General features: G+C 64.8%; 12 protein-coding genes. 3 read left to right on the top strand and 9 right to left on the bottom strand.

Translation table 11 applies throughout. The features are described 5' to 3' along the window. Positions 1-32: 32 nt before the first annotated feature. From JOE69_RS11160 to JOE69_RS11140, 5 genes are all read right to left on the bottom strand, one after another. The gene (locus tag JOE69_RS11160) at positions 33-1,127 is read right to left on the bottom strand and encodes a FecCD family ABC transporter permease (protein ID WP_374709697.1); all 1,095 of its coding nucleotides are present in this window, start codon (positions 1,125-1,127) and stop codon (positions 33-35) included. Further along, on the bottom strand, positions 1,124-2,191 hold the full coding sequence (locus JOE69_RS11155; protein WP_309798725.1) for a FecCD family ABC transporter permease: 1,068 nt from the start codon (positions 2,189-2,191) through the stop codon (positions 1,124-1,126). The genes JOE69_RS11160 and JOE69_RS11155 overlap by 4 nt, the downstream gene beginning before the upstream one ends. A gap of 138 nt (positions 2,192-2,329) precedes the next feature. Beyond that, positions 2,330-3,394, bottom strand: coding sequence for an ABC transporter substrate-binding protein (locus JOE69_RS11150; RefSeq protein WP_309798723.1), 1,065 nt, complete (start codon positions 3,392-3,394; stop codon positions 2,330-2,332). 188 nt (positions 3,395-3,582) lie between these two features. Beyond that, a complete protein-coding gene (locus tag JOE69_RS11145) occupies positions 3,583-4,434 on the bottom strand; it encodes an SGNH/GDSL hydrolase family protein (protein WP_309798721.1) in 852 nt (283 codons plus the stop codon). 148 nt (positions 4,435-4,582) lie between these two features. Further along, the gene (locus tag JOE69_RS11140; protein ID WP_309798719.1) at positions 4,583-5,608 is read right to left on the bottom strand and encodes a glutathione S-transferase family protein; all 1,026 of its coding nucleotides are present in this window, start codon (positions 5,606-5,608) and stop codon (positions 4,583-4,585) included. 53 nt (positions 5,609-5,661) lie between these two features. On the opposite strand from JOE69_RS11140, the gene JOE69_RS11135 reads away from it, so the two are divergent. The 3 genes from JOE69_RS11135 (at position 5,662) to JOE69_RS11125 (ending at position 8,906) form a co-directional block, all read left to right on the top strand. Further along, positions 5,662-6,237, top strand: a complete 576-nt coding sequence (locus JOE69_RS11135; RefSeq protein WP_309798716.1) for a hypothetical protein — start codon at positions 5,662-5,664, stop codon at positions 6,235-6,237. A gap of 129 nt (positions 6,238-6,366) precedes the next feature. After that, positions 6,367-8,391 carry an MFS transporter gene (locus tag JOE69_RS11130; protein ID WP_309798714.1) on the top strand — a complete coding sequence of 675 codons (2,025 nt, stop codon included), beginning with the start codon at positions 6,367-6,369 and terminating at the stop codon, positions 8,389-8,391. After that, entirely contained in the window at positions 8,388-8,906 is a 519-nt protein-coding gene (locus JOE69_RS11125) for a TetR/AcrR family transcriptional regulator (protein WP_309798712.1), read from the top strand. Before JOE69_RS11130 ends, JOE69_RS11125 begins: the two co-directional genes overlap by 4 nt. Positions 8,907-8,915: 9 nt before the next feature. Here JOE69_RS11125 and JOE69_RS11120 read toward each other — a convergent pair whose 3' ends face one another. From JOE69_RS11120 to JOE69_RS11105, 4 genes are all read right to left on the bottom strand, one after another. Continuing rightward, on the bottom strand, positions 8,916-9,650 hold the full coding sequence (locus tag JOE69_RS11120; RefSeq protein ID WP_309798710.1) for a dienelactone hydrolase family protein: 735 nt from the start codon (positions 9,648-9,650) through the stop codon (positions 8,916-8,918). A gap of 55 nt (positions 9,651-9,705) precedes the next feature. Next, the gene (locus JOE69_RS11115) at positions 9,706-10,170 is read right to left on the bottom strand and encodes an acyl-CoA thioesterase (RefSeq protein WP_309798708.1); all 465 of its coding nucleotides are present in this window, start codon (positions 10,168-10,170) and stop codon (positions 9,706-9,708) included. Positions 10,171-10,302: 132 nt separating this feature from the next. After that, positions 10,303-11,457, bottom strand: coding sequence for a M20 metallopeptidase family protein (locus JOE69_RS11110; RefSeq protein WP_309798706.1), 1,155 nt, complete (start codon positions 11,455-11,457; stop codon positions 10,303-10,305). A gap of 417 nt (positions 11,458-11,874) precedes the next feature. After that, complete coding sequence (locus tag JOE69_RS11105) at positions 11,875-12,996, bottom strand: alcohol dehydrogenase catalytic domain-containing protein (RefSeq protein WP_309801263.1); 1,122 nt, start codon at positions 12,994-12,996, stop codon at positions 11,875-11,877. Positions 12,997-13,242: the final 246 nt, after the last annotated feature.

Below are 13,242 nucleotides of genomic sequence, written 5' to 3'. Positions count from 1 at the left end.
GCGTGCGGTGTTTTCCGGTGCTGGGATCGCCATCAGCCACCGTTCCCTTGCCGGTTGCGGCTGATCAGCAGCCAGATCAGAAATGGCGCGCCGGCGGCGCCGGTCACTACGCCCACCGGCAGCGCCGCACCCGGGATCAGGTAGGCCGCGATGTAATCGGCGGCAAGCACGATGGCCGCACCGACCAGTGCGGCGGCGAGCAGCGATACCCGGCCGCGGAGCAGCCTGCGGGCAATCGGCCCGGCCAGGAAGGAGACGAAGGCGATCGGCCCGGCAGCCGCGGTAGCCAGCGCTGCCAACACCACACCGACCACGATCAGGCCGGTCCGGCTGCGGCCCACCGAAATTCCCAGGCCGGCAGCGGTGTCTTCGCCGAGCTGCAGCCCGGCCAACCGGGCAGCGAAGTACAGCACGAACGGCGTCGCGACCAGCAAACCGACCACCAAGGCCGAAATCCGATCCCAGTTGGCGGAGTTGAGCGAGCCGGTGAGCCAGATGAGCGCGTCCTGGGCCCGGCTGATCTCAGCTCGCTGCAGCACGAAGGCCACGAATGCATTGGCCATCGCGGCGACCCCGATGCCGATCAGGATCAGCCGGCCGCCGGCGTCCCGACCGGCAAGTCCGCTGATCAACAGGGCGACCAGCACCGCACCGACGATCGAGATGACCGAAACCGTCATGCCACCGGCGGAAAAGAAAATGATCGCGGCAACCGCGCTGGCGCTGGCCCCGCCGGAGATCCCGATGATGTCCGGGCTGGCCAACGGGTTCCGCAGCAGCGTTTGGAACACCGCGCCGGCGACTCCGAAGGCCCCGCCGACCAGCAGGCCCAGCACGGCGCGCGGCAGTTTGTTCTCCATCACGATGAAGCTGGCGCCGGGGATGGTCTTGCCGAACAGCATCGCGAAGAAGTCCGGGACGGTCACCGTGAAACTGCCGAGCAGGACGTTCGCGCTGAACAATCCGAAAACGATCAATCCGAGGATTCCGCAGACCAGAGCCGTTTTGCGCGCAATCCGGTGCCGCTGCCCGCGCAGCAGCCGCACCCCCGGATTCGGGGTTTGCCGGGTCGCGGCAGCGCCCACTGCGGCTGGCGGAAGCACACTGCCTGGTCGGTGCGGATTCACAGGGACACCGCCTTGCGCTTGCGGACCAACCAGATGAACACCGGAGCGCCGACGAATACCGAAATGACCCCGGCGGCCACTTCGCCGGGCAGCAGGATCACCCGGCCGACCACGTCCGCGGACACCAGGATGATCGGCGCGGTCAGCACGGAATAGGGCAACAACCAACGGTAGTCGGTGCCGATCAGCGCCCGCAGCAGGTGCGGTACCACGAGTCCGATGAAGCCGACCGGGCCGGCCAGCGCGGTGGCCGCGCCGCACAGCAGCACGATGCCGACGGCGGTGACCCCGCGGGCCAACGCGGGATTCTGCCCCAGGCCCCGGGCCAGATCGTCGCCGAGCGCCAGTCCGTTCAGCCAGCGGCCGGTGAAGAGCACGATGCCGATGCCGACGAGCATGAAGGGCAATACGGCCAGCACCTGGTCCCAGTTCTTGCCGGCCACCGAACCGACCTGCCAGTTGCGGAAAGCGTTCAGCGCACCCTGGTTGGTGATCAGCAATGCCTGCAGCAGCGAGGCCAAGCCAGCCGAGATGGCCGCGCCGGCCAGAGCGAGCTTGACCGGCGTCGCGCCCTCCCGGCCCAGGCTGGCCACCGCGTAAACCACCACCGCGGCCGCCGCGGCGCCGACGAAGGCGAACCAAACATAACCGGAGGCGGCGCCCACGCCGAACAGCACGACGGCGACGATCACGGACAGCGCCGCTCCGGCATTGACGCCGAGGATGCCCGGATCGGCCAACGGATTTCGGGCCACGCCCTGCATCGCGGTGCCGGCGAGGCCCAGGCAGGCGCCGACCAGGATTCCGGCCACGGTGCGTGGCACCCGGGTCTGCACGACGGCCCAATCACCGCTCGGATCCACTCCGGGTTTGCCGATCTGGTCCAGGTGGCCCAACGCTTCGAAAACGGTGCCCAAGGTGATGCCCCGGGCGCCGATCGCCACCGAGGCGAGCGCAACCAGCAGGAGGGAAACCGCCAGGATGAGCAACACGGCCAGCTTTCGGGACCGGCTCTTCCCGGAATCGACAGCCGGGCTCCCGGAGCGCGACAAGAGTGCCGTCATCCAGATCGCCCCAGAGTTGCTCTGCAGTCCGGATCCGCCGAGCCGGTGTGCCAGGCGCTCCGCACAGGCTCCGGGTTGCCGATGACGGCCAACCCGGAGGCTTGCGGAACAGGGCGCACAGACGGCACGGTTCTCCGCTTACTTCTTGGCGCTGGCGTCTGCTGCCGCGGCGATTTTCGGCAGGATTTTGTCAATTCCCCAGCTCAGGCCCAACGGCGAAATCGCCGAGAAGGACAACGTCACCGTGCGATCCGTCTCCACCACCAGGGCGCCGGCCTTGGTGGCCGGAATCTGGCTGAGCAGCGGATCGGTGCGCATTGCTTCGGCATCGCTGGGGGAATCCGCCCAGGCGACGAAAATATCGGAAACCAGCTCATTGCTCCGCTCCGCGGACCACGGAACGAAGAATTCCTTGGAGTCCTTGGTGGCGGCTTCGGCCACCGGTGCCATTTTCATGCCCAATTCGGCCATCAACCGCGGCCGGTTGTCCGTACCGGTGAAGAGGTTCAGCCCGGAAGGCGAGGCCTGGTACGACCCGGCGATGAAGGTCTTGTCTTTGATCTGCGGGTACTGCGCCGCCTTGTCGGCAAGGTTTTGCTCAGTGTCCGCGACCAGCTTGTCCGCCTGGTCTTTTTTGCCCAGTGCGGTGCCGATCTGCCGCGTGACGTCCTGCCACGGGGTGCCGTAAGCGGCGTCGTTGTAGGCGACCACGGGAGCGATCTTGCCGAGCTTGTCAAAATCCTCCCGGGTCAAACCGGAGTAAGAGGCAATGATGACGTCCGGGCTCGTTTTGGCGATTTCAGTGAAGTTGATGCCATCGGCCTCCGAATAAAGCACCGGTGTGTTCGCTGTTCCCGGTGCCGCATTCAGCTTGCTCAAGGCCTCCTGTTTCCACGGCGTGAGCCCTTGGCCATCGCCACCCCATTCGACTTTCGGCATGCCCACCGGAACAATTCCGAGACCCATTACGACGTCGTCGTTCACCCAGGAAACCGTCGCGACGCGCTGCGGCTGCTTCTGGATCACGGTATCGCCGAAGACGCTTTTGACCGTGACCGGGAAGGCGTCGCTTGCCGCGCTGCTCGATCCGGATTGGTCGCTCCCGGCGACGGATCCGGTCGAGCAGCCGGTCAAGGCAAGGCCGATGGCGGCCGCAGTGGCCGTGAAACCGACGATGATTCGACGGCGACGAGTGAGCTTCACAATGATTCCCCTAAATTCTTTCAACCTCAGATGTACTGATGGCCGGTGCCCGCGAGTAAGGCAAACCAAACCTAACTAAGGCTAGCGCAGGGAAACTCAATTAGAAAACATAGGTATGACCTAATTGGAACGGTTCGCGTGCTGCGAATGCCTGCCGATGGCCGCAGATCCGGAGTAATCTGGCCTGCTCAGCCCCGCGCTGCGGCGGCTTCGGGTTGATTGTGAATTGCACTAGCCTTCAGCGCCTGGCTTTGCAGGATGCTGACCGGCTCCGGATACCGCGGGCTCAGACCGTCGCCACTGGAGACCCGGCGGATTCGCCGGCCCAGCCAGGGTCCGAAATGCCGCTGCGTCCAATCGAGGCTGCCGCGCAAGCGCTGGCTCCTGCTGTAGTGCGGCGGCATGCCCAGCGGTGCCGGGTCGATCACGTGCGGTGCGTGCAGTACTTCCAGCACCTTCTTCGCCATGTAAATGTGACCCCTGGTGGACATGTGCAGCCGGTCGTCCGCCCACATCCGCTGGTCTTGGAACTTTTCGAAACACCAATAGTCCACCAGCAAGGCGTCCTGTTCCGAGGCAATCCGCCGGACTGCCTGGTTGTACGCCGCATTGCGGATTTTCAACGGCTCGAGCAAGGGCGAAATCGGCACGGGGTAGCCGGTGAAGAGCAATACCTGGCTGCCGTGCGAACGCAACTCGGCAACGATTTCCGCATAGATCGCCATGAGCGACGGGACATCGGTCCGGAACCCCAGAAGATCATTGCCGCCGGCGTAGATGCTGACCAGATCCGGCTTCATGGCAATCGCCACTGCCAGTTGCTCTTCGAGCACGTGGACCAATCGCTTGCCCCGGATCGCCAGGTTCGCGTAGCGCCAACTGGAATCGTGCAACTCCAACTGTTCGGCCACCCGGTCCGCCCAACCGCGGACGCCGTTCGGTAGCGCCGCCGCCTCATCGCCGACTCCTTCGGTGAAGGAATCACCCAAAGCAACGAATATCCGCGGCCGTCGTCCAGGCCGATACTGAGCCTCAGTCACGGCAACAGCCTATTGAGGGCCGATGAGCGGCACCCCAATTGGACGTGAACGGAACACTACTGATTGCCGAACCCTTGACTCCGGCAACCGATACCCGCCCCAGCCCAGGAGGCGCCGACCCGGCCACGGCCGTCAAGGCCGGCCGGATTCAGCCTTCGGTCGCCGGACGCGACGGCGCGGTGCCCGCCCCGAAAGGCCGGCCGCCCAGGCCTTCCCGGTGGTGCGCAGTGCTCCAGCCGCTTTCATCGGGTCCGTCGGGCACGATCTGCGTCGGGTTCAGATCCGTGTGCACGATGTAATAGTGCTGCTTGATCTGCCCGAAATTGACCGTGTCGCCGAATCCAGGCGTCTGGAACAAGTCCCGGGCGTAGGCCCAGAGCACCGGCATCTCGGTGAGTTTGGCGCGGTTGCACTTGAAGTGCCCGTGGTACACCGCGTCGAACCGGACCAAGGTGGTGAACAGGCGGATGTCCGCCTCGGTAATGCTGTCACCGACCAAGTAACGTTGTACCGCCAACCGCTCGCTGAGCCAATCCAATGCCGTGAACAGCCGCTCGTAAGCCGCATCGTAGGCCGCCTGCGAACCGGCGAATCCGCAACGGTAGACCCCGTTGTTGACCTCGGTGAAGACCCGCTTGTTCACCGTGTCGATCTCATCCCGGAGCGCCTCCGGGTAGAGGTCCGGGGCGCCAGCCCGGTGAAAATCGGTCCACTCGGTGCTGAAGTCCAAGGTGATCTGCGGGAAGTTGTTGGTCACTACGGCGCCGCTGGGCACGTCGACGATTGCCGGAACCGTGATGCCGCGCGGGTAGTCCGGAAACCTGGTGAAGTAGGCCTGCTGCAGCCGCTCGATGCCCAACACCGGGTCTTTGCCGCCCTCGTCGAGGTCGAAGGTCCAGCTGCGCACATCATGGGTGGGCCCGCAGATGCCGAGCGAAATCACATCCTCCAAACCCAGCAAACGGCGCACGATCGTAGCGCGGTGCGCCCAGGGGCAAGCCCTGGCCACCACCAGCCGGTACCGGTCGGGTTCAACCCGCCAGCCCGGTTCGCCCTTGGCCCCTGGCACGCCGTCACGGGTGATCCGGTCTTCGATGTAGTTGGTGTCCCGGGTGAACTCTTCACCGGCGTGCACATAGGCGCCGCTGGTGCTGAATTGGTCGATGCCGTCCATGGCTCCAGCCTAACCCCGTGCATCCGCCTGCGGCTTGCCTTTAGGCTAAGTCCATGGCTAACTTTCCGGCGCCCCCGCCGCTGCCGCCCGAGCAGACCGGAACCGGCAAGAAACGAGGAGGCCGGGTGCTCGGAATCATCGTGGCGGTGTTCGGCCTGATCGTACTGCTGGTCGGGATCACCGTGTTCAACAGCAGCTCCAGCGGGAAGAACCAGGCGATGGGTTTGCAGCAATCCGGGCTCAGCGGAACCGTGACCGACGCCCGGATCTTCATCGCCTTGGACTTCTCGGACGGGCCCGCGACCCCGCCCACCGCCCGCGAGCTGGAGCTGACCTACCGCGGAGCCGATGGCAGCAGCCGGACCGGCATCACCCTGCATTACCCGAAAATCGATCTCAGCATCTACGACAAAGACGGCTGGTACTCGGACTTCGACACCAAGCCGCAGATCGTGGGCCAGGAAGTCCGCTATTCGGCCGATCCGCCCGTCGTCGAGTTGGCGAGCCAGCTCGATGCGCAGGCAAATGCCGGCTGGAACGGAGGCAACATCTTCGGCCTGGTTTTCGGCTGCTTCGGTGCGATCGTCCTGCTGGGCGGCGTGCTCACCGCACTGCGCGGCAAACCGTGACCGAAATGCCGCCGCCCGCAGCCGTGGTGTGACGATTGCAACAGGCAAATTGGTTGCCATGGGCAAGTGAATGGTGGTTCACTGGATGGTGAACGTTCGTTCACCATCCGCCTCATGCAAGGAACGCCCGTGCCTGCGCACTTGGAAAAGCTCAAAACCAGCACGCGACGGCCGACCTGGCTGATCGTCACGATCCTCTGCCTGGCCGGCACCGTGGTCGCGCTCCAGCAGACGCTGATGGTACCGCTGCTGCCGGACTTCCCGAAGATCCTGCACACTTCGCCGGACGACGTATCCTGGCTCGTGACCGCGACGCTGCTCACCGCTGCGGTGGCGACCCCGATCGTGTCGAAACTGGCCGACATGTACGGCAAACGGCGGATGATGATCGTGGCCATGGTCATGATGGTGATCGGCTCGGTCATCTGCGCGGTCGGCGAGTCGTTCACCATGCTCGTGATCGGCCGCGCGTTCCAAGGTTTCGCCGCTTCGTTGATCCCGGTGGGCATCTCGATCATGCGCGATGAGCTGCCGAAGGAGCGCGTCGCCTCCGCGGTGGCGTTGATGAGCGCGACTTTGGGCATCGGCAGCGCGCTGGGCTTGCCGCTTTCCGGCCTGATCTACGAATCGCTCGGCTGGGAAGCCATCTTTTGGCTCAGTACCGTGGTCGGCGTCCTTTTGATCGTCGCGGTGCTCTCGACGGTCCCCGAGTCGGAGCTGCGCACCAAGGGCCGCTTCGATTTCCTCGGCGCAGTGCTGCTCTCGATCGCCTTGACAGCATTGCTCCTGGCGATCTCCAAGGGCGGGAATTGGGGCTGGTCCTCCGAACCGGTGATCTTGCTTTTCATTACCGCGGCGGTCTTCCTGGCCGCCTGGGTGCCTTACGAACTCCGGGTCAGCCAACCGATGGTGGATCTGCGCACCTCCAGCCGGCGGCCGGTGCTGCTGACCAACCTGGCTTCCCTGCTCGTGGGTTTTTCGATGTATGCGAACATGCTCGCCACCACGCAGCAGCTGCAACTGCCGCAGATCAGCGGATTCGGCTTCGGCCTCGCGGTCACCGTGGCCGGCTTGTGCATGGTGCCCTCCGGGCTGGCCATGGTTGCTTTCGCTCCGATTTCAGCCAGCCTGACCAAGAAATTCGGCGCGAAAACCACCCTGATCGTCGGCGCCGCGGTGCTGGCCGGCGCCTACATCGCGAGGGTTTTCCTCACCGGTGAAGTCTGGATGATCATTCTGGGCGCCACCGCGGTCAGCGTGGGCACCGCGATCGCCTACGCAGCCATGCCGACCCTGATCATGCGCGCGGTCCCGATCACCGAAACCGCTTCCGCCAATGGCCTCAACTCCTTGCTCCGTGCGGTGGGCACCTCGACCGCGAGTGCCGCCATCGCCGCGATCCTGACCTCCTTCGTCAGCCGGCAAGGCTCGATCACCTTGCCCACGCTGAGCGCCTTCACCACGATCTTCTGGCTTGCCGCGGTCGCCGCCCTGGCCGCGATCGCGGTCGCGGTGTTCATCCCGGGAGCCAAGGAAATCGCCACGGCGACCGGAGCCATCCGAGTCGTCCCAGGGGTGCCGAACCCGGCGGCCGCCAAGACGGCAAGCCAGGCGCTGGTGTCCGACGACGACGAGATCGTGGTGCGCGGCGTCGTCGTCGGCCCGGCCGGGAAGCCAGTACGCAACGCCGTGGTGACCGTGCTGGACCTGGACGGCGAGCCGGCCGACTGGTCGCGCGCCGACAATGAAGGGCGGTACACGCTGGCCCTGCCCGGCGAAGGACGCTATCTGGTGGTTTCCAGCGCCGAAGGCTGGGCGCCCAGCTCGGAAGTCGCCGAGTTCGCCGCCGGCGAGAAGAGCCGGGTGATCAGCTTGTCGGAGCGCTTCGGGCTCAGTGGTACGGTTCGCTCCGGAGGCCGGCGGGTGGAAAACGCCTTGGTCACGCTGACCAAGCCGACCGGGGAATTCGTGGGCTCGGCCCGCACCGACGTGGCGGGCAATTATGAAATGCCGCTGCCGCAAACCGGGCGGTACATCGTCTCCGTGCTGGCCGCCGGCGCGCTGCAGGCGATTGCCCGGCAGATCCTGCTCCCCGGGCAGTCTTCGGTGGTGGATTTCGAAGATCTGCCGCTGCCCGAGCTGGTGAGCCGGTGAACGCCCGGGAAGCGATCATCACCGCGGCCCGCGAGCTGTTCGGCGCCGAAGGCTATACCGCGGTGACGATCAAGGACGTGGCCAGTCATGCCGGGTACTCCCCAGCCATGGTGATGAAAGTGATGGGCAGCAAGGCCGAGCTGTACGCCGCGGCCACGCCGACGGCGCCTGCCGGCGACGGCGCCGCGTTCACTGCCGAGCCACTGGGTTTCCAGCTGGCGCGCCGCCTGGTCGACCGCCGCGAGCGGCAGGAATCCGAGCCCTGGGCGATGGCGCTGGTCCGGGTCCATGACGCCCCGGACAAGGCCGCGGCCCGCGAGGAGATCCGGGAGAAGTACCTGGGCTGGCTGCAGGAACAACTCGGCGCGGGCCCGGACGGACGGGCGGAGACTTTGATGGCCATGCTGATCGGATTCGGCAGCGGGATGCGGAGCTTGGGGCTGTTCGCCCAGGAACCCGCCGATGACCTGGTCCAGCGCTACGGCAGTCTGCTGCAACAGGTCATCGACGGTTGATCCGGCAGTTCAGAGCCTGGCAGCCAGAAAGTCCAGTGTCCTGGCCCAGGCATCGCTCGCCGCATCCTGGTTGAACGCCCAGGGGTTGCCGTCGTTGAAAAAGGCATGTCCGGCGCCCGGGTACACCACCGCATCGAAATCGACACCCGCCGCCCGCATCTTTTCGGTGAGTTCCGGCAGGCCTTCGATCAGGGCTTGGTCTGTTTCGCCGTAGAACGCGAGCACCGGCGCCTGGATCTTTTCGAGTTCCGCGACGCTGAAGTTCGCGTGGCCGTAGAACGGGACTGCGGCTTTCAACCGCGGTTCGTGGACCGCGAGCGAGAAGGCGCTGGTCCCGCCGAAGCAGAATCCCGTGATGGCCACTTTGCCGGCCGCCCGCTCAGCCAAGTAATCGAAGCAGAACCTGACCCGCGCCAAGGTTTTGGCAGCGTGTTCCGGCGAACGGATCGGGGCGAGCAACGCCCGGAACGCGGTCTGCTGGTTGTGCCTCTCCTCAGGATCCGCCTCCGGATCGAAAAGCAAGCGCTCGAATTCGGCCACCCGTTCGGGTGCGATCCCGGTTTCCGCCAAGAGGCTCGGGGCCAGCACCAGGTAGCCTTCCGCAGCGAAGCGGTCCGCCACATCCTTGGTCTGCGGGACCAGTCCCCAGATCTCGTGGATCACGATCAGCGCACCCTTGGCCTCGCCCTCCGGGGTCGCCAAATACGCCTCAATACCGTTGCTCAAAGTAATCATTTCAGCCATGGCTCGATCCTTTCACCGCCGCCTGAGAGTGCCCTATGACGACTGGCCAGGCGGCCTAGCGGAAGGCCGGCTCACCGACCAGTGCGGCCAGCCGTTCGCGGTGCTGCGGCGCCACCCGGAGGAGTTTGGCTGCTGGCGCGTCGAAGAATGCCAGCACAGTCTCGGCGATCACGCACTTGGTGCCCGCGGCAGGGTCGTAGATCGCATAGGCCAACGTGATGCTGGCACCCTTGAGCGAGCTGACCCAGAGCTCTACGCGCGCCGGGATGTTCCGGTAATTCAGCGGAGCAAGGTACTTGATCCGGTGTTCCACCACCAGAATCTGCACCCCGGCCGGCAAATCATTGAACACCGGAATCGCCACTTCGTCGCCCGGCAATCCGGTACCGGCCGGCTGCCCGAAAGCATGCACCCGGGCTTCTTCGAGGATTCGTACGATCTCAACGTTGTTGATGTGGCCGTAGGCGTCCATATCACCCCACCGCATGGGGATCCGCAGGGCAATCCGATTTTGTTCCATGAAGCTACGCTATCGCGCTGCGCAGATCAGGCTCGCGTCACGGCGACCGGCGAAGCTGCACTGACCCTGGAGGTCGCTGCGGCGAATGGGCTATTCGCCTGACGATTCGTGCCGAGTGAAGGAGAGATGCCGCTAAGCAGCCCGGCGGAAGGCCAATTCGGCAAGGAGTGCAGCGGCGTCGGGCAGCACGGAATCGTCGAATTCGGCCCGGGGCGAATGATTCGGCTCAGCCGTGCTCGGATCGTCTGAGGTCGACGCTCCCATGAAAACGAACGCTCCCGGGACTTGCTGCAGAACATACGCGATGTCGTCACTGTTGGCGAGCGGGTTCTGCAGCAAAGTGAACCGGTCCGAGCCGAAGAGTTCGCCTGCTACGGTCTGCACCAAGGCGAATTCGGTCGCGTTGTTCACAGTCTCCGGATAGCCGGGGGTGAACGTCACCTCTGAAGTGAGCCCATTGGCTTCGGCGATTTTCTGCAGCAACGGAACGCTGAGCTCTTCGATCTTCTGCCGATTTTCCGCACTGAAGGTTCGGACCGTCGCAGCGAACTCGGCGCTGTCCGGAATCACGTTCGGCGCACTGCCGGCTCGAACCTGCCCCACCGTAACCACCACCGGGTCAAAGATATTGAACCGACGAGTAACCATGGATTGCAAGGCCAAAATTCCGGTCGAAAGTGGCGGAATCGGATCGATACTCAAATAAGGAGTCGCCCCATGCCCGCCCAGACCGGTGAACTTAGCCCGCAGTATTGCTGATCCGGATAATATGGTCTGCGGTTTTCCGGTAACCACTCCGCGCGGCGCCACAGTGGTCAAGGCGTGCAAACCGAAGGCGGCGTTCACCCGCGAACCCGCAACATCGAGCAAACCGTCCTCGACCATCAACCGCGCACCACCGAGACTTTCTTCACCAGCTTGGAACATGAAAACAACGTCCCCGGCCAGTTCGCCCCGAAGATCGCTGAGAATTTTCGCTACCCCGACCAGCCAGGCCGTATGCAAATCGTGGCCACAGGCATGCATGGCACCGTTGGTGGACTTGTACGGGACATCCACCAACTCAGTGATCGGGAGGGCGTCCATATCAGCACGCAGCAACACGACTTGACGTTCACCCACTGGAGTCCCCCGTCCCCGGAGCACCGCGGTAAACGAACTTGTTTCATTGCTCGTCCTGATTTCCAAACCCAGCGGCTCCAGAGCCGCCAGCACCCGACGTCTGGTCTGCGGCAAATTCAGGCCCACCTCCGGGTTCTGGTGCAGCTCCCGTCGGAGCGCGACCATTTCCTGAGCATAATTCGCAGCGAGTGCCTTCGTGCGCCCAGCCGATCCATTGCTCTGACTAGCAGTAGTGTTTGCGGAACCGGATGGACCATCCCCTCCGGCAGCCCCCCGCAGAACCGAAGCAGCGGCCGGGCCCGGCGCTGAAGCTGCGAACAGACCAAATGACGAGACAGCAGGCACCGATTGTATGAGATTTCGACGAGTAGGTTTCATAGTGAGCACATCCTCAGAAGACTAAATTCGGATGAATTCCCAACATGGATTCATCCCGGGCGGAAACTGAAAATCTCCGTTACGAAAGTCTTGACCCCACCGGGCTCAAAATCACCTTATTTCCGCACAGCAGAATGGTTATCCTGCGACACTTTTACCCCGTACCGCAGGCCCTGGATTTCGAAACGCCGCAGCAGACCTCACTCAGCTCCCCGGCACGAGCAACCGGCGCACCACGGCGCCGTCGGCGAGCGCGTCCAAGCTTTCATTGACGGCGCTGAGCGGCCTGGTGTCGGTGTGCAGCAGCTCCACCGGCAAGCGGCCGTCCTGCCACAATTGCAGGTATCGCGGAATGTCCCGCGATGGCGCCGCGTCGCCCATGTAAGACCCCAGCAACCGTTTACCGGTGCCCGCGAACTGAAGCGCCTGAACCGTCAATTGCTGATCGGGGTGCGACAGCCCCACCGAGACCAAGGCACCGCCGCGGGCCAACAAGCCCAAACCGGCCGCCATCACGTTCGCGCTGCCGACGGCTTCGATCACGACGTCGGCGCCGCCGTCGAGGTGGTCGGCGGCCAACCCGGCTGCAGCCTCGGGGCTGCCGGCGAGTTTCGCCCCGCAGCGCAGCGCCAGTTCTTGCTTGGACTCCAGCGGATCGATCGCGATCACCGCGACCCCGTCGATCTGCGCCGCCGCCATCACCGCCATCAGCCCGACCGCTCCCAACCCGAAGACGATCACCGACTGCCCCGGCTGCACCTCTGCGGTATTGAGCACTGCACCCACCCCGGTCAACGCCGCGCAGCCGAACAGCGCGGCGACGTCGAGCGGCACGTCCTCGTCCAACGGCACCAACGACTCGCGCGCCACAACGGCGAACTCCGCAAAGGCCGAGATGCCCAAATGGTGATTGATCCGCTCGCCGGACCGGGTGCGCAAAAGCGCCTCCCCGTGCAACAAATCCCCGCTGCCGTTGGCCTCGGCGCCCCGGTAGCAGAGCGCCGGCCGGCCGGCCGAACATGCCCGGCAACTCCCGCAGGCCGGCACGAAGACCATCACCACGGCTTGCCCCAGCTGCAGATCAGAAACCCCGTCGCCGAGGCCGGCCACCACCCCCGCCGCTTCGTGCCCCAACGCCATCGGCAGCGGCCGCAGCCGGGATCCGTTGACCACGGAAAGGTCCGAATGGCACAAGCTCGCCCGTTCGATCCGGACCAGGACTTCACCGGCCCGCGGCTGCGGAATCTCCAGCTCAAGGAGCTGCAACGGCAGGCTGCGCGCATAGGGACGCCCGGCCTCGGAGGTGGTCAGCACCGCAGATTGCATCATGGGGTGGATGCTACTCTGTAGCGGTAACCCCGTGAAGTTTTCTAAGGAAACGGTATGCGATTCGCAGCCATCGGAAGCGAGGCGGCCGCATCGGCCTGCATCGCTTCGGGCTCCGCGTCGAGGCACGGCTGAGCTTTCCGACATAGCTCCCCCGGCCTTCGGCGCTTTGAGCAATTCAGTGCAAGTCGGCGCTTTTGCCATGCCCGCGCCTGGTTCGCCGCTTGCACCCGAAATTTCCGAAGA

This window comes from Arthrobacter russicus, assembly GCF_031454135.1.
Lineage (GTDB): Bacteria > Actinomycetota > Actinomycetes > Actinomycetales > Micrococcaceae > Renibacterium > Renibacterium russicum.
The sequence above is the reverse complement of the archived record's forward strand: the minus strand, read 5'-3'. Positions and strand labels throughout refer to the sequence as shown.